Source organism: Serratia plymuthica, from assembly GCF_018336935.1.
GTDB lineage: Bacteria > Pseudomonadota > Gammaproteobacteria > Enterobacterales > Enterobacteriaceae > Serratia > Serratia plymuthica_B.
In genome coordinates this window covers 1,019,476-1,035,411 of the sequence record NZ_CP068771.1, presented here as the reverse complement: position 1 = coordinate 1,035,411, position 15,936 = coordinate 1,019,476, and the positions used below count along the sequence as shown (strand labels likewise).

14 protein-coding genes are annotated in these 15,936 nt (G+C 55.1%); 4 read left to right on the top strand and 10 right to left on the bottom strand.

The window, feature by feature from the left end:
- Nucleotides 1–5: 5 nt before the first annotated feature.
- From JK621_RS04885 to seqA, 4 genes are all read right to left on the bottom strand, one after another.
- Nucleotides 6–305 carry a DUF3861 domain-containing protein gene (locus JK621_RS04885; protein WP_212558852.1) on the bottom strand — a complete coding sequence of 100 codons (300 nt, stop codon included), beginning with the start codon at nucleotides 303–305 and terminating at the stop codon, nucleotides 6–8.
- Nucleotides 305–946: a PadR family transcriptional regulator gene (locus JK621_RS04880; protein WP_212558851.1), complete on the bottom strand. Its 642-nt coding sequence runs from the start codon at nucleotides 944–946 to the stop codon at nucleotides 305–307. Before JK621_RS04880 ends, JK621_RS04885 begins: the two co-directional genes overlap by 1 nt.
- A gap of 187 nt (nucleotides 947–1,133) precedes the next feature.
- Entirely contained in the window at nucleotides 1,134–2,777 is a 1,644-nt protein-coding gene (gene pgm / locus JK621_RS04875) for a phosphoglucomutase (alpha-D-glucose-1,6-bisphosphate-dependent) (RefSeq protein ID WP_212558850.1), read from the bottom strand.
- A 77-nt stretch (nucleotides 2,778–2,854) separates the two neighbouring features.
- Nucleotides 2,855–3,394, bottom strand: a complete 540-nt coding sequence (seqA, locus tag JK621_RS04870) for a replication initiation negative regulator SeqA (RefSeq protein ID WP_126480916.1) — start codon at nucleotides 3,392–3,394, stop codon at nucleotides 2,855–2,857.
- A 284-nt stretch (nucleotides 3,395–3,678) separates the two neighbouring features.
- On the opposite strand from seqA, the gene ybfF reads away from it, so the two are divergent.
- From ybfF to fur, 4 genes are all read left to right on the top strand, one after another.
- A complete protein-coding gene (gene ybfF / locus JK621_RS04865) occupies nucleotides 3,679–4,452 on the top strand; it encodes an esterase (RefSeq protein WP_212558849.1) in 774 nt (257 codons plus the stop codon).
- Nucleotides 4,453–4,708: 256 nt separating this feature from the next.
- Complete coding sequence (gene ybfE, locus JK621_RS04860; protein ID WP_004949692.1) at nucleotides 4,709–4,996, top strand: LexA regulated protein; 288 nt, start codon at nucleotides 4,709–4,711, stop codon at nucleotides 4,994–4,996.
- Between the two features lie 229 nt (nucleotides 4,997–5,225).
- Nucleotides 5,226–5,765 carry a flavodoxin FldA gene (gene fldA, locus JK621_RS04855; RefSeq protein WP_212558848.1) on the top strand — a complete coding sequence of 180 codons (540 nt, stop codon included), beginning with the start codon at nucleotides 5,226–5,228 and terminating at the stop codon, nucleotides 5,763–5,765.
- Nucleotides 5,766–6,087: 322 nt separating this feature from the next.
- Nucleotides 6,088–6,534 carry a ferric iron uptake transcriptional regulator gene (fur, locus tag JK621_RS04850; RefSeq protein WP_004949689.1) on the top strand — a complete coding sequence of 149 codons (447 nt, stop codon included), beginning with the start codon at nucleotides 6,088–6,090 and terminating at the stop codon, nucleotides 6,532–6,534.
- Between the two features lie 206 nt (nucleotides 6,535–6,740).
- On the opposite strand, the gene JK621_RS04845 is transcribed toward fur, so the two are convergent.
- The 6 genes from JK621_RS04845 to chiP form a co-directional block, all read right to left on the bottom strand.
- The gene (locus JK621_RS04845; RefSeq protein WP_212558847.1) at nucleotides 6,741–8,702 is read right to left on the bottom strand and encodes a glycosyltransferase; all 1,962 of its coding nucleotides are present in this window, start codon (nucleotides 8,700–8,702) and stop codon (nucleotides 6,741–6,743) included.
- Between the two features lie 2 nt (nucleotides 8,703–8,704).
- On the bottom strand, nucleotides 8,705–9,736 hold the full coding sequence (gene galE / locus JK621_RS04840; protein WP_212560125.1) for a UDP-glucose 4-epimerase GalE: 1,032 nt from the start codon (nucleotides 9,734–9,736) through the stop codon (nucleotides 8,705–8,707).
- Nucleotides 9,737–9,784: 48 nt separating this feature from the next.
- The gene (locus tag JK621_RS04835; protein ID WP_212558846.1) at nucleotides 9,785–10,939 is read right to left on the bottom strand and encodes an MFS transporter; all 1,155 of its coding nucleotides are present in this window, start codon (nucleotides 10,937–10,939) and stop codon (nucleotides 9,785–9,787) included.
- A gap of 71 nt (nucleotides 10,940–11,010) precedes the next feature.
- Nucleotides 11,011–13,668 carry a beta-N-acetylhexosaminidase gene (locus JK621_RS04830; protein WP_212558845.1) on the bottom strand — a complete coding sequence of 886 codons (2,658 nt, stop codon included), beginning with the start codon at nucleotides 13,666–13,668 and terminating at the stop codon, nucleotides 11,011–11,013.
- 18 nt (nucleotides 13,669–13,686) lie between these two features.
- Nucleotides 13,687–14,013, bottom strand: a complete 327-nt coding sequence (gene chiQ, locus JK621_RS04825) for a ChiQ/YbfN family lipoprotein (RefSeq protein ID WP_212558844.1) — start codon at nucleotides 14,011–14,013, stop codon at nucleotides 13,687–13,689.
- A gap of 48 nt (nucleotides 14,014–14,061) precedes the next feature.
- The gene (gene chiP, locus JK621_RS04820) at nucleotides 14,062–15,465 is read right to left on the bottom strand and encodes a chitoporin ChiP (protein WP_212558843.1); all 1,404 of its coding nucleotides are present in this window, start codon (nucleotides 15,463–15,465) and stop codon (nucleotides 14,062–14,064) included.
- Between the last annotated feature and the right edge of the window lie 471 nt (nucleotides 15,466–15,936).

Below are 15,936 nucleotides of genomic sequence, written 5' to 3'. Positions count from 1 at the left end.
CGCCCCTACAAATGCGGCCCTTTCTTCAACCCCATCATAAATTCCTTGAACGCCTCGCGCAGCGGTGCGAACACCGGATGCTTGCGGTTCTCGATCATCACCTCCGAAAACAGCTTCAGGCCGACGGCAAAGGCCGCACTTTTATCTTCGCCAAAGTTCAGATCTTCACGCGCCTTGATACGCTCGACGATACCGAGAATGTCGTCGTGGTTTTCCACTTCAAAACTCAACGGCGCTTTATCGACCGGTTCGCCTTTGCGATCGTTCAGGGCTTCAACGGTGATACGGAAACGGTGGCCTGGCATCAGTCGTTCTCCTGCGTTGTCGTGTTAATGTTCATTTCACTTTCGATCGTCGCCACTGCGGTGAGCAACGCCTGATTGATGCGTTCAACCTGCTGGGGCGTGAGATCGGCGCGCATCACGTTACCGCGCAGCAAACTGCGCAGGCGGTTCATGGCTTCGGAGATACCCTCCGCCAGATTGCCGTGATGATGATGACTGCGGCCGGCCCCGGCCAAACGGGCAAGGATCAGATCGACGGCGGCCTGGTGCTTTTGCAGTTCACTCTGGCCAAGCGCAGTGATTTGGTAGCTTTTGCGGCCATTACCGGTGGTGATCGGCTCGAGGAAGTCCTGCTCTTCCAACAGCGTCAGGGTCGGATAAATGACGCCTGGACTTGGCACGTACAAGCCGGAGGAAGCCTCGTCGATCGCCTTAATCAGCTCATAGCCGTGGCTCGGTTTGCGCGCCACCAGCGCCAGCAGCACCAACCGCAAATCGCCATGTTCAAACATGCGGTGACGGCTGCCGCGCCCACCGCGTCCGTGTTCTTCGCCGTGCTCGCCGCCAAAGTGGTGACGCCCGCCGCGGCGACGATGTTCGTGCCCTGCTTCACTGTCATGGTGGCAACCGTGCCGGCGATGTAAACCTAATCGATGGAACATAGGGTTTTACCTCTCAATGGATAGTCAGTTGACGAAGTGATTTAGATATATCTAACTAACTTCGATATATCTAATCTAGATCGATATATCGAAATGTGCAACGGGTCTTTGTAAATAGATATATCTAAATTGCAGGCATAAAAAAAGCGCTGTAAAAACAGCGCTTTTCATCAGGAAATAGAAGAGATTATTTGGCGGAGGCCAGCACTTCGCTGACGATATCTACCGCTTCACGCTCGATCTTTGCGCGGTGTTCGGCGCCCAGGAAGCTTTCGCAATAGATTTTGTAGGCTTCTTCGGTACCTGAAGGACGGGCAGCAAACCAGCCGTTGTCGGTCATCACTTTCAGGCCGCCGATGGAGGCGCCGTTGCCCGGAGCCGCCGTCAGACGAGCGGTGATCGGATCACCCGCTAACGTGCTGGCCTTGACCATTTCCGGCGACAGCTTGGCCAATGCGGCTTTCTGCGCATGGGTAGCCGGTGCCTGAATACGGTTATAGCTCGGTGCGCCGAAACGCTTGGCCAGATCGTCGTAATGACTCTGCGGGTTTTCGCCCGTCACAGCGGTGATTTCCGCCGCCAGCAGGCACATGATGATGCCGTCTTTGTCGGTCGACCACGGGGTGCCATTGAAACGCAGGAACGAAGCCCCGGCGCTCTCTTCGCCGCCAAAGCCAAAGCTGCCGTCGAACAGACCGTCAACAAACCATTTGAAACCGACCGGCACTTCCACCAGTTTGCGGCCCAGGGAGGCCACCACGCGGTCAATCATCGCGCTGGAAACCAGCGTTTTGCCCACGGCCACATCCGCGCCCCACTGCGGGCGATGCTGGAACAGGTAGTTGATGGAAACGGCCAGATAGTGGTTCGGGTTCATCAGGCCTTTAGGCGTGACGATGCCGTGGCGATCGTAGTCCGGGTCATTGGCGAACGCCAAATCGAACTTGTCGCGCAACGCCAGCAGGCCGGCCATCGCAGATTCCGACGAGCAGTCCATGCGGATAATGCCGTCGTGGTCCAGGTGCATAAAGCGGAAGGTCTGATCGATGGAGTCGTTGACCAGCGTCAGATCCAGCTTGTAGTGCTCGGCAATGCGCTGCCAGTAGGCAATGCCGGAGCCGCCCAGCGGGTCAACGCCCAGCTTCAGGCCGGCACGCTGAATGGCGGGCATGTCAACCACGTCCACCAGCCCTTCCACATAAGGTTGCACCAAATCCTGCGCGTGCAGATGACCGCTGTTCCAGGCTTTGTCCAGCGACTGGCGCTGAACGCCTTTCAGCTGTTGCGCCAGCAGTTCGTTGGCGCGTTTTTCAATCACCGAGGTCAGGTTGGTGTCGGCCGGGCCGCCGTTGGTCGGGTTATACTTGATGCCGCCGTCTTCAGGCGGGTTGTGCGACGGGGTAATGACGATGCCGTCGGCCTGCGCCCCGCCGTTGCGGTTGTGGCACAAAATGGCATGGGATACCGCAGGGGTTGGCGTAAAGCCGTTATTTTCCTGCACGATCACATCTACGCCGTTGGCAGTCAGGACTTCCAGCACGGAAATAAAGGCCGGCTCCGACAGCGCGTGGGTGTCTTTACCGACGTAGCAAGGGCCGGTAACCCCTTGCTGGCGACGCACTTCGGCAATCGCCTGAGCGATAGCGAGGATATGGGCTTCATTGAAGCTGTGGCGCAGGGCACTGCCGCGATGCCCTGAAGTACCGAACTTCACCGCGTGTGCGGCGTTGCCCGCTTCCGGCTGCAGTACATAATACTGCGACGTCAGTTGGGCTACGTTGATCAAATCGCTTTGCTGAGCCGGCTGCCCGGCACGTGGGTTATTCGCCATCGACATATCTCCCTAATCCCTGTCCGGCAGCCGGGCAATATGTCGCTCACGGCCACCATGACGGGCTGTTCGCTAAATTAGATAGTGCCGCAAACTTTATCTGTCAGTTCCGCAGGGAACTGCATAGCCTGCATGATGTGCTCAACCATGCTGCGTTTACGACCGGTATTGGTATTGGTGATCACCCAGTAAGGCGTACCCGGAACGTGCTTTGGCTTGGTATGCGTTCCGTTCGCCAGCAGGGTTTGTTGATCGCCGGCAAAATAGGTGCGGGTGCGGCCATGCAATGCATCGGTCGCTGCGGCAAAACCCGCCGCATCGAGGGTATACAAGGTCGAAAGCACCAGCATAAAACGATTAACCGCTCTGCTCTGTTCGGCATATTCGTCCGACAACAACAGCTCGCGCACCGCGCGCACACGATCGCGAGGACGCTGCGCGGCGACGGTTTTTTCCTGCTCGGCGCTCTGAACACTGGCGGCAGGCGCGACGCGCAATGGCTGGCCTGCGGTAAACTTCAACATACGGCGTAAAATATCGGACGCGCTCTCACCAATATGTTGCGTGTGGCTGGCAATATAGCGGTAAAGCTCTTCGTCGACTTCAATAGTTTTCATCTTTATCCAGTACTGTTTTTTTCTACTTAGAACCTGAAGCCAGATCCTGCATTCAAGCCATGGGATTATAAGGTTAAAAGCGCTAGAGCGAACACAACTATGTGTCTGCGGGCGGAAAATGCAGACTAATACCTATAGTCGGCGCTGCCAAGCCCGAACCTCGAAAAATCCGCGATATACCCTATGGATTTCAAGTTGCCGCTAACCAGGCTGCTGCCTGAAAGGCGACGGGTATATTCGTCGTGTGTTTTAATCATGATACCCTAATCTGAATCTCTCTCAGTATGAACTTCGCCATGAAATTACATTATCAACTGCTGGCCACCGAGTCCGCCGCCCTGCCGGTCGTGCTGATCCACGGGCTGTTCGGCAATCTGGACAACCTTGGCGTGCTGGCGCGCGATCTGAATCAACGGCACAGCGTGATTAAAGTCGATCTGCGCAACCACGGCCTTTCGCCGCGTTCTGCGGTAATGACCTATCCCGAGATGGCGCAGGACCTGCTGGCGCTGTTCGATGAGTTGCAGTTGGAGAAAGCGATTGTGATCGGCCACTCCATGGGCGGCAAAGCGGCGATGGCGCTGACGGCGATCGCCCCGGAACGGGTCGAAAAACTGATCGTTATCGACGTGGCGCCGGTGGATTACCGCACTCGTCGCCACGACGAGATTTTCGCCGCCTTAACAGCGGTGAGCGCGGCCGGCATCACTCAACGCCAGCAGGCGGCGGAATTGATGCGCAGCTACCTGCAAGAAGAAGGCGTGATCCAGTTTCTGCTGAAGTCCTTTCATCAGGGCGAGTGGCGCTTTAATCTGCCGGTGCTGATCGACCAATACGAAAACGTCACCGGCTGGCAGGAGGTTCCCGCATGGCCGCACCCGACGTTGTTTATCCGCGGCGGCCTGTCCCCCTACGTTCAGGACAGCTATCGTGAAGATATCGCGCGCCAGTTCCCGCAGGCGCGCGCGCACGTGGTTGCCGGCACGGGCCACTGGGTGCACGCGGAAAAACCGGAGGCGGTACTGCGTGCCATCCACCGTTTTCTCGGCGAAGCCTGAATAAAAACCGCCCACTGGCGAAAAAACGCGCTAAAGATAACGGCTTAGCGCGTTTTCGGTTCAGTTAAACATTGTCGTTGCTCTATCTGCTGGGGTAATATGGCGCGCTATAATTTTGCCGCCCTGCTCTGCGTGTTCAGTAACGTCAGGCCGGGGGTGAATTTGGGTTAGGGTTTATTGACCCGAAGTGTGTTAACCGAACCGTCCGGAAGCGTATACGCTTTTTGATGCAAACTCCCTTGCAGTACCGCTACCTATGGCAAAAGAACAAACGGATCGCACGACGCTGGATCTGTTCGCAGATGAACGCCGTCCGGGGCGCCCGAAAACCAACCCGCTATCCCGAGATGAACAGCTTAGAATCAATAAGCGTAATCAGCTTCGACGCGATAAAGTCCGTGGCTTACGGCGCGTGGAACTGAAAATCAACGCGGATGCGGTGGACGCCCTGAACAAACTGGCGGAACAGCGTAATATCAGCCGCAGCGAGCTTATTGAGCAAATGCTGCTGGCACAACTGGCGGATGAACAGCCGGAACATTGATCTTTGCAGCCGCACATGCGGCACGGTGTTATGGATGACACCGATCAACACCGTTTTATTCCTCCCGGCATCGCATAAACGCGATAAAACCCCGGGGTAAATCTCTGGCATGATACGCACTTACCGGTAAGAGGCAGATTCTTGCCATGTCATCATTTTAATCGGTGTTATCGCGTTCAACGCTAACATCGTGCAATGCAATTAATTGAATTTAAAGGTTATACGCGATATGGCTAATGTAGGCATTTTCTTTGGCAGCGACACTGGCAATACCGAAAACATTGCCAAGATGATCCAGAAAATTCTTCAGCAGCAGTTTGGCAAAGAGGTGTCGGAAATCCGCGACATCGCCAAAAGCAGCAAAGAGGATCTGGAAGCTTTCGACATTCTGCTGTTGGGTATTCCTACCTGGTACTACGGCGAAGCCCAGTGCGATTGGGATGATTTCTTCCCGACGCTGGAAGAAATTGATTTCAACGGCAAGCTGGTTGCGCTGTTCGGTTGTGGCGATCAGGAAGACTACGCGGAATATTTCTGTGATGCGATGGGCACCATCCGCGACATCATTGAGCCACACGGCGCCGCGATTGTCGGCCACTGGCCGACCAAGGGTTACCACTTCGAAGCATCGAAAGGTCTGGCGGACGACAATTTCTTCATCGGCCTGGCGATTGACGAAGATCGTCAACCGGAATTGACCAACGAACGCGTCGCAGCCTGGGTGAAGCAGATCAGCGAAGAACTGAGCCTGGCCGATATCGTCGGCTAACCCTCAAAGGTTGAACAAAAGCCCTGCAAAGTGCATAGTGTTGCCAGCAGGGCCGTTCATCGGCAGCACGGATTTCTGCAATAGAAGCTACATGTTTGTAACTTCCCACATCGTCAAGGTAGACTGAGATATCGGTTTATCCCATCCATCAAGACGTTGCGTGTGTAACATGCAATTGTGCCATGATATCTTTGTTAACAACCGGCGGTTTCCATTTAGGGCAACCGGTTCTATAATGACACGCAATTAACTCTTTGTGCCGACCGATGCCACAGGCAAAAATGCCTCAACTTGATTAGCATAGTAACAGGACTGAATCCGCATGACTGACAACAACACCGCATTGAAGAAGGCCGGCCTAAAAGTCACGCTTCCGCGACTCAAAATCCTGGAAGTACTGCAAAATCCGGAATGCCATCACGTCAGTGCGGAAGATTTGTACAAAAAACTGATCGACATGGGCGAAGAAATTGGCCTGGCGACGGTTTACCGCGTACTGAACCAGTTTGATGATGCCGGCATTGTAACCCGTCATAATTTCGAAGGCGGCAAGTCCGTGTTCGAATTGACCCAACAGCATCACCACGATCACCTGATTTGCCTGGACTGCGGCAAAGTGATCGAATTCAGCGATGAGTCTATCGAAGTGCGTCAGCGTGATATCGCCAAGCAGCATGGTATCAAGCTCACCAACCACAGCCTGTACCTGTATGGTCACTGTGAAATCGGTGATTGCCGCGAAGACGACACCTTGCACGACAAAAAATAATGCCCTCAACCGGCATTGAGAACCGCCTTAACGGCGGTTTTTTTATGCCTCCAGGCAGGGATAAAAAAATCCCCGGACAGGCCCGGGGAAAATCACATCCGAAAGACAACAATTGCAGCGGCACTTCTCCGCGGTACTTCTCTCACTACCCACTGACACTCACTTCACCGTCAACTCACCCGCCGACACGCGGATGGGTAAACTCGTCACAATGCATATTCAAGCAACAGCAGCCGATCGAAGAAAATCGGCCAGGCATCGTCGAAAACGCCGCGAACGCGGAACCCTTGCTTCAAGTAGATTTGGCAGGCATCGCTGCTTTGCCATACGCACAGCACGATATGTTTCGCCCGGCGCTGCTGCGCGCGCTGCTTAATCAGAGCAAACAACGGGTTAAAATAGCCCTGCCCGCGAAACCGGCTCTCGATGGCCAGGCTGCAGATAAAGTAATCGTCCTCCGTGCACTGCGTTCGCACAAAACCGTCGTAGGCCTCATCCAGCGGCTTTATTTCATCGCGATATAGATAGCTCGCCTCAACGCCATATAACTCGTCGAGACTCGCCGCAGTGAAAAATCCGACAAACGCCCCGCACCGATCGTAAGCCAGGGTAATCAGGTCCAGATAGGGGTCGATATTTTGCGCCTGCTGCAGAGAGACCAAACCCATCCCGGCCGGGTTGCCGGCGGAACAATACTCCAGGTAGCTGGTGGCAAAAATCAGCTTCGCCATGCGAGTCTTGTCCGCGTCGTCCGCCTGGCACCCCGGCAGAAAATGCAACCCGCCCTGCGATAGCGGCAATACCGCATCGCCCGCGCCGACGGTTGGCCGCCAGTAATGGCCCTCATCGATCTGCCGTCGGTTATCGGCTATCAAATACTCGCCGAAAAGCCGGTTCACCCGATCCAGCGCGCGATCATGAGACAGCACCGAATAGTAATGGTAGTGATCGATATCGGACCTTATCTGCGCCGGATAGGCCATGCGCGGCACCTCATCGACGGTAAATATTTCCGCATGGCGCGCCAGGTCCATCGGTTGCTCAAGCTGCCAATCCACCTGCTCCAGCCGATCAATGCATTGCCGATAGCTGCGCAGTTCCTCCTCCCCGAGCGGCAACCTCTCATTGGTGATCACATCTTCCAACAGGCGCATGCCGCGGATACCGCAGGTCACCGCCTGCGGAACAGCGTCATAATGAACCCCATGATCCTGGCAAAAACTATCGTGGCTGAGGAAAGTCCTGCCAATGTGGCGGCTCCACAACAGATAAAACGCATCGAACAACTTTCTTTCATAGATGGGGTTTTTATCCGGCACGTCACCGGTTTGCGCCGCATGGATCCGATCCAGGCCCGCCAATATTTTGCACAGCGACCTATCGCCGCTGCGGCCAATGATCATCCCGGTTTCATCAAGAAACAAATTCAACCCGCTGACGTGGCTGACTTCGCCATCGGGCAGGAGCTGAAGGTAATCCGGCACTTCCGGCTTCAGCAGGAAAAACGTCGCCGAACGGTGCGGAAGGGTGTCGATATCCATGTACATTCCGCCCATTTCAATCAGGATCAAAAAGCGAAAGTAATCAGAAAGCGTGGCGTAATAGCGCTTATCATGGAGCACGTGGATAAAACCCAGGTTGCCGCCGACCCTTTTTTGCGCCAGTTCACTCAGCGAATGCACCTGCAACCGGTGGTTGCCGGCATCGAACTCCCCCAGCAGCCCGCCTTTCACTTCCGCCGCAGGGGTAAAATACGCCTCGTTTTTGAGTTGCCGCGCATCCCATACCCAGAGCATCCCGGTCCATTCGTCGGCGATTGTGCTGCGAACAGCCTGCTGCGCATCTCCCCATTGGGAGATAACCTCTCTGGCATCGTCTGGAATGGCGCCGCCCAGCCAAATGCGGTGCAGCAATTTTTCCTGCGCGGCCAACTGGCGCGTAGGAACGCAAAATAATGAGGAGCACTGCGCGGCATCGAATAAATGCCCTTGTTCAGCCAGCCACGCCCGCAGTTGGCCAACCCCTCGCCGGTACTGCCCCAGCAACGCCGGGGAACGCTGGCGCTGATATTTCACGAACGCTAACTTCAGATTATTAATCCAGGCCTCGTAGTCGGCGCGAAACAGGTCATGCCGCATCAATCCCAAACGCTCGTCATCAAGCTTCATCGTCAGCCTCCCGCCTGCGGTGAACAAGATCCGTATCCCTGTGGATTTTTGCTCTGCCAATGCCAGGCGTCGCGAACCATTTTTTCCAGACCTCTCTTGGCTTGCCAGCCTAATTTTTCCGCCGCCAGCGTCGGATCAGACCAGCACTCGGCAATATCTCCTGCGCGGCGCGGGTTAATTTGATAGGCGATTTTAAATCCGCAGGCGTGTTCAAATGCCTGGATAATCTCCAGCACCGAATAGCCTTTGCCGGTGCCCAGGTTATACACGTTAAAACCCGGCCGCAGATTATCCAGCGCTTTCAAATGCCCTTCGGCCAGATCCATAACGTGAATGTAATCACGCACCCCGGTGCCATCACTGGTGGGATAGTCATTGCCATACACCGGCAACACCGCAAGTTTGCCAATAGCCACCTGCGCCAGATAAGCCAGAAGATTATTGGGAATGCCTGCGGGGTCTTCACCGATCAACCCCGACTCGTGCGCCCCGGCCGGGTTAAAGTAACGCAGCGCGGTGATCGCCATCTGCGGTGCGGTTCTGGCGAACTCCGCCAGGATCTGCTCCACAATCAGCTTGGAAGTGCCGTAAGGATTTGTCGTCTGCCCGACGCGGCAACTCTCCGTCAGCGGGGTATATGCCGCTGGCCCGTATACGGTGGCGGAAGAACTGAAAATAAATTGCCGAACCCCGGCATGGCGCATTCTGTCCAGCACGATCAGCGAGCCGGAAATATTATTTTGATAATACTTCAGCGGCTCTTCGGTAGACTCGCGAACCGACTTCAACCCCGCAAGATGAATAACCGCATGAATATCATGCCGGCGAAAGAGATGATCCAGTAAATGATGCTCTTGAATATCCCCCTGATAAAAAATCACTTTCTTACCGGTCAGCCTCTCCACTCGAAACAGCGATTCCGGTGAACTGTTGGACAAATTGTCCAGCACGACAACGTCCTCTCCCCTTTCCAGCAATGCCAATACGGTATGCGAGCCGATATAACCGGCGCCGCCCGTCACTAATATAGCCATCATGTATCCTTGTTTGTGTTTAAAAATAAACGACTCACTCAGAAACCACTAAACTTCCCGAACGTTACACCCCACGGGCAAAGCAATTAAAAGCAGTAACACGGCTAACAGATAAACGGAGGAATGCGGCCCGTACTCGGTCAAAGCGCCTTGTAATATTCCGGCCAGGATCACGCCGGTTGAAATGCTGTTGGTAAACAACGTGGTGGCCATTCCGGCTCGATCCGGCATCAGATCCTGAAAATAGAGCATGCCGACGGTGGCGATAATGCCGATGAATATCGCGTTAAACGCCTGCAGAGCCAGCAATCCGCCGGCGGTGGTAAACCACAGCATGCCGGCATAAAACAGCATGCCGGCCACGATGGCGCCTGCCATCATCGGGCGCTTGCCCACTCGGTTCACATAACGCCCGGCCAGAATCATGATCGGGATCTCGACTGCGGCGGCAACGCCCATAACCCAACCTGTCAGGCTCTGCGACAACCCCAGCTCGGCAGTGATATACAGCGGCACGTCGATCAGATACATGGCGCTACAGGTCCACATCAATACCGAGGCGCAAAACAGCAGGCCAACGTCTTTATCGAAGGCCCCTTTTCGCCGCAACGGCGGATCAATATCGACGTTGCCCGCTTCGGTTCGCTCCACGCCGGGCAATACCCGCCAGGCCAACAGCGTGACCAACAGGAATATCCCAGCGGCAAACATAAACATGGCCGTAAAGCCGTAATTCACCACCAGCATAAAAGCCAATGGCGGGCCAAAGACCCAGGCAAGCGAAAGCTGGGCGCGCATAATCGCGCTGAACATCGCCACGTTATGCGATGTTTTCTCGCCATACTCACGCGCCAGCGCAAATAATTGCGGTATCGCCGTATTGGCGATGGCGGTTAACAGCACGCCCGCCGTAATCAACGTCAAATAATTGCGGTTAAACGCAAACAGCAGGCAGTTACCCGCAGCCAATAAATAACAGATGACAATCAGACTGCGCCGGTCACGCTGACGATCCGATCTTTTTGCCAGCAAGAAACTGACCACAATGCCCGTGCCGGCGTTAACCGCATAAAAAAATCCGACCCATAACGACGTGACCTGCACCTCGGTGGTAAGAAACAGGCTCAGCGTCGGTATTTGCAGTGCGCCGGCAATACCGGAGCAAAAAGCGACCGCCATAAACGTCAGCCGTATCGAATTCATGATTGATGACCGCCGAACGTTACCGTTGAAAAAAATGGCCCGCCTGCAATCAGACGAGCCACGGTTAAGGCTTACACTTTCTCTGCACGGCTATAGCGCTTGCCATCCGGGCTTACCGCCCGAATCTGCACTTCGCCGGTTACCGCAGGTTTGGCTGTGGCGTCGTAGCGCTGCCAATGTTTGCCGCCATCGATGGAATACTCAATGCCCAGGCCCGGCAGCGAGATATTGGCTTCCAGCTTGCCGCCCACCACGCGGGCGCCCGGAACCGGCAAGCGATAGCTCACCCCGCCCTTGTCCAGTTTCGCCAACTCGCGTTGCCCCAGAATATTGGCAAAGCGCAGCCAGTCCCGATCCAGTTTCTTGCCGTCGACAAAATGGGTTTCCCCGCCTTTATACTCGCGCCCCGCCCGGTAATCCTGCTCCCAGCCGGCGCGGTGCCATGCGCGTTCGGCCACCGATAACGAGCGAGGGAAGATCATGTATTCCATTTGCGGATCGGTGCGTTGGGTTTCGCTCCACATCTGTGCGGAGATGCCGTAAGCGCCCGGCCAGGGTTTGTCGCTCTTGGCGGTAAAGTGGTTGCCGTCGCGGTCAACCGAGGTTTCGGCGTTCTGCGACAGATTGTTCGGCGCGAAGCTGAACATTTTCCGTTCGTCGCTGAAGCGTGTCCCCCAGTAGTAGCCGCGCTCGTCCGGGTTCACCTCATACGGGAAGTCCATGTAGACGTAATCCGGGTTGGAAAGGATAACTTCGTAACCTTTGTTCGCCCAATCGTTGGCGCTATCAAAACCGCCCCAATACAGGGTATCCCAGAAGTTCACCCCAACGCGTTGGGTGGCGAATGCCTTGGCGTCCTTCGCATCTTTCAGGCCATCCTGCCACGCCTGCATTCTGTCGATGCCATGCGCCTTCACCAGTTGGCTGACTTCCAGCCCGAAGTAGCTTGGCAGGTGTTCCATATCGGCCACTTTGCCTGCTTTAATCATCGCCTGGCACACCTGAGATTTCGCCCAAGGCTTGTCTTCCTTGCTCTGATCGATGATGCCTTTGCCCGCCTCCGGCTTGCTCAGATTGGAATAGCCCGCGCCCAGACGAATGTTTTTCGCCTCATCGCCGCCAAAATGCCAGGTGCGCAGCGGCTGCCCGGCCTCTTTGTGCATCTGGGCAATCTCACCGATCACCTTGTCGACAAAGCGTTTGGATGAGTTCAGGCACGGATTCAGGTAGCTCTGGCGGTTAAAATACTGCACCGAGGTGGTGTTCGAGGTATCGGTCGGGTCCAGCAGACGGAACTCGTCCGCCTCTTTCTCTTTCCCGGCGGCGTGCAGCTTTTTGTAACGCGCCTCCATCGAAACCACCGCCGCACGGGCATGCGCCGGCATGTCGATTTCCGGGATCACTTCAATCTGGCGCGCCTGGGCGTATTTGATAATGTCGATGTAATCCTGGCGCGAGAAGAACCCGCCGTACACGTCAGGCCCCTGACCGTATTGCGGCAGCAGGCAGGCGGTTTCGCTCAGGTCGTGACAACGCCGCCCCCCGACTTCGGTCAACTCCGGCAGGCCCGGGATTTCAATGCGCCAACCTTCGTCATCGCTCAGATGGAAGTGGAATTTATTGAGTTTGTAAGCCGCCATCTGATCGAGCAACCGCAGCACCGTATCCTTCTGGTGGAAGTTGCGCGCCACGTCGAGGAAGATGCCGCGATACTGGAAGCGCGGTGCATCTTTCGCGTCCAGCGTGGCGATATTGGCGCTGCCGTCTGTCGGGACAAGCGACAAAATAGACTGCAGACCATAGAACACCCCGGCCTGATCGAAGCCGATGACCCGCGCTTCCTTATTGCCAATCTTCAGCTCATACGCGCCCGACACCGCCAGCTCACCTTTAAATTTACCCGGTTGGATATCGGTTTTTATGGGGTAGCCGCTCGCATTATTGGTCACCCCCAGCAATGCGAAGCGTTCGGCCGCCGCGTCGGCAGCAGGCTTGCTCAACGCGCTCAGTTCGAGCGCCACGCCGTTGCTCAGGTCCACATCCTGCCGGTGCACTTTCACCTCCAGCGGCGTCGGCACTATTTGGCCACGCAGCGACGCTGCCGGTAAGGTTTTCAGCTCGGCGTTTTTAGTGAAACGAGAAGCCGGGGTCATCAGGATATTGTTGTCATCCTTGGTGCGCTTCCACTGGTCACCGGTAAAGGGCGCCACAAACCGGTTCAGATCTTCGGTATCGGTATTCACCAGAATTTTTGGTTTGGCATCGCCGGAGGTCGCGTACCAGCGCGGCACGAAGTCGGTTTTAAACAGCTGCCAGTATTCCGCAATAATCGGAATTTCCACCGTTTTACCGGCAGGGAACCCGGTAAACTTGGCGGTCGGCTCCAGTTTGTACAAATCCCCGGTCACATGAGAGACAGTGAACTGGTCGTTATCCACTCTCATGGTCTGGCGGGCGCTGTGAAAATAGATCGCCCAGTCTTGGCCTTTAATGTCCTGATTATCGTTGGTCAGGCCGATCAGGACTTTATTGCAGGCTGCCCAGTCGGCGCCCAGCTTGCCGCAATCCAGGCCGCTGTCGGCCGCGCGGTTGTCCACCATCTTTAAATTCAGCTTTAACTGGCCGAGTTGATCCACCAGCTGTTGATCGGCCATTGCGTTCCCCACGCCGCCAAACAATCCAACGGTCGCCGTCAGGGCGGCAAGCGCGTTCAATTTAAATGTGTTCATCGTTAACATCATCCTTAATTAATTGTTATTTTCGCGGATCTCTTTCCAAATCTTGCCGCATTTGGCGTCGTAGGCCTGGCCGTTACCGCTGTGGGCTGCCTGAATGCAGCTCTGGTAATCCATCACCCGCACCTTTTCCTGCGCGGCAAACTGCTGGTGCTGCTTTTCTTGCCGCAGCACGTTCAGCACCGCCTGGCACGACTGCAGTTTTTCCGGCGAACCTTCCGCAGTGTTAATGCAGGCGCTGTACGCCTGTTTCAATTTGGTGTCTTCCGGCGGTGCGGCGGGCTGCACACAGGCATTAAGCGTGACCACGGCGGCCAACGTCAGCATCATTTTTTTCATCGTTATATTCCCTTTTAAGCTTCCCCGGCGTCACCGCCGGGGAAGGCATCAGAAGATGGTGAATGGCGCGATAACCATGAATTTGACGTCTTTCTCGTCCTGGAAGATGTTGCCGTAACCGCCGCTCCAGCTTGGGATGTCGGTGTGATTGTCGTACTGGGTGTAATGCAGTTTCAGCAAGGTACCTTTGGCGCGGCCTTCCTGTACGGTGTACATGGCGTCCAGACTCCAAGCGCTCTCTTTCAGACGCTGGCTCTGATCGTAGATAGGGTTGGTGCTTGGTTTGGCATCCCAGGCATACACGTAAGAACCGCCCACCGCCATGCCCGGAAGATTCCAGTTGCTCAGGTCATACATCACGCCGGCATAAACGGCTTTCTCGCCGTTGGCGTTGAAGTCGGAGCGGTTATCCCACCACACGTCGAGGCGGCCGTTGGAGGAGGCGTAGGTTGGCGTCATACGCTGCAGGAAGAAGCCCTGATTGCCTTCGGCTTTCACCATGGTGCCTTCCAGCCGCCAGTTAAACTGACCGGTGGTGTAACCGAAGGTCAACGCCTGCAGCCAGGCCAGGCCGTCGTAAATGCTGTTAGCGTCGTTTTTGTCGCTGATGCGGTCTTCCGCACCGTAGAACTGGTAGCTGGTGGTTAACGGGTTGCCCAACAGATCGAACTTATAAGACGCCTTGGTAAAGTACTGGTTTACATAGCCCTGAGCCTGACCGAACGCCGCTTCCAGCACCAAATCATTTTTGAAGTCGTACTTGGCGCCGAGTGAATGCAGGTAGGATACGCCGGTTTTTTTATCGTTTTGGCGGAAGTCGTCCATCTCGATATGCCATGGCGCCTTGTACTTGTTGGTCCACATGTAGGAGAAGCTCAACGCGCCGGCATCGCCGTAGTCAAACTTGGCGCCGGCCTCGGCCCCCTGATAGGTGCCCGGCATAAAGCTCCAGTGCGGCGCCAGCAGCGTCTGACCGCTTGGCTGGATATAACCGGCACGCGCCCAGAGCGGGCCGTATTTGAACTTGCCGGCCGCTTTATACAGGCTGATGCCGCCTTTGTCGCCGCTGTAGTCTTCATCATAGGTACGGTTTTTCGCGGAGAATGCAATTTCGTTCGGGTGGCCACTGGCACTGGACTCGGCCAGCTCAATGGCGGTGAAGGCGCCCACGTCCAGACCGAACATATCCCAGGCATAGCCCGAAGCGAAATCCAGGCTCAGGTTGGCCGTCGAGTGCGACAGGTTGGTGGTGTATTTATTGTAATCGTCGCTGGTCGGATTGAGATCTTTACGGTCGCGCTCACGTTGCCAGTAATAAATACCGCCGGTCAGCGTGGAATCATCGACAAACCCTGCGGCTTTCGCCTCAGGGGCCATGGCAAACCCTGTTCCCAACAGCGCACCCGCTATGGCGAGCGCCAGCGTTTTACGCTGAGCACCGTGCGTACCCATAATGAAATTCCTCTTTGACTTAACTTTAAAAGTTGCAGCCGCCCGTGTTCACCACTGCCCTGCACGACTGCCAATAAAAACCCAATCGGGTAAAAAAATATTGCGGCGGGGTGAAATCCCCACAGCACTTATTGCTACAGACAGACTATTTTTCGCGACGCGAATTATCAAATGAAAAATGAGAGAGATTTGTCAAAGTATGACAAAGAGCACATATCGATGAGATTATGTTACGTCGCTATGCAAAGAGGAAATTGAATAAAAAATTCAATAAAATCAGAATAAATATTGATACCAGGTCAATCAGAGACGATTAATGGTTTCAGCTTGACGAAAACCATCAGCCAGAAAGGAAAAAATGAGAGCGCTCTCCAAATGACATTAATTCGCATCACAAATATATAAGATTATGTTAACTGAATGAAGCCTTATATCAAGGAATTGATGATTAACCGCTGTGATGAAAGTTTT

Excerpts from the sequence above, each read along its gene's own strand:
- fldA (WP_212558848.1), top strand. The coding sequence starts at position 5,226 with ATGGCTAATGTAGGCATTTTCTTTGGCAGCGACACTGGCAATACCGAA.
- ybfE (WP_004949692.1), top strand. The coding sequence starts at position 4,709 with ATGGCAAAAGAACAAACGGATCGCACGACGCTGGATCTGTTCGCAGAT.
- JK621_RS04880 (WP_212558851.1), bottom strand. The coding sequence starts at position 946 with ATGTTCCATCGATTAGGTTTACATCGCCGGCACGGTTGCCACCATGAC.
- fur (WP_004949689.1), top strand. The coding sequence starts at position 6,088 with ATGACTGACAACAACACCGCATTGAAGAAGGCCGGCCTAAAAGTCACG.
- chiP (WP_212558843.1), bottom strand. The coding sequence starts at position 15,465 with ATGGGTACGCACGGTGCTCAGCGTAAAACGCTGGCGCTCGCCATAGCG.
- JK621_RS04835 (WP_212558846.1), bottom strand. The coding sequence starts at position 10,939 with ATGAATTCGATACGGCTGACGTTTATGGCGGTCGCTTTTTGCTCCGGT.
- seqA (WP_126480916.1), bottom strand. The coding sequence starts at position 3,394 with ATGAAAACTATTGAAGTCGACGAAGAGCTTTACCGCTATATTGCCAGC.
- JK621_RS04830 (WP_212558845.1), bottom strand. The coding sequence starts at position 13,668 with ATGAACACATTTAAATTGAACGCGCTTGCCGCCCTGACGGCGACCGTT.
- JK621_RS04885 (WP_212558852.1), bottom strand. The coding sequence starts at position 305 with ATGCCAGGCCACCGTTTCCGTATCACCGTTGAAGCCCTGAACGATCGC.
- galE (WP_212560125.1), bottom strand. The coding sequence starts at position 9,736 with ATGGCTATATTAGTGACGGGCGGCGCCGGTTATATCGGCTCGCATACC.
- JK621_RS04845 (WP_212558847.1), bottom strand. The coding sequence starts at position 8,702 with ATGAAGCTTGATGACGAGCGTTTGGGATTGATGCGGCATGACCTGTTT.
- chiQ (WP_212558844.1), bottom strand. The coding sequence starts at position 14,013 with ATGAAAAAAATGATGCTGACGTTGGCCGCCGTGGTCACGCTTAATGCC.
- pgm (WP_212558850.1), bottom strand. The coding sequence starts at position 2,777 with ATGGCGAATAACCCACGTGCCGGGCAGCCGGCTCAGCAAAGCGATTTG.
- ybfF (WP_212558849.1), top strand. The coding sequence starts at position 3,679 with ATGAACTTCGCCATGAAATTACATTATCAACTGCTGGCCACCGAGTCC.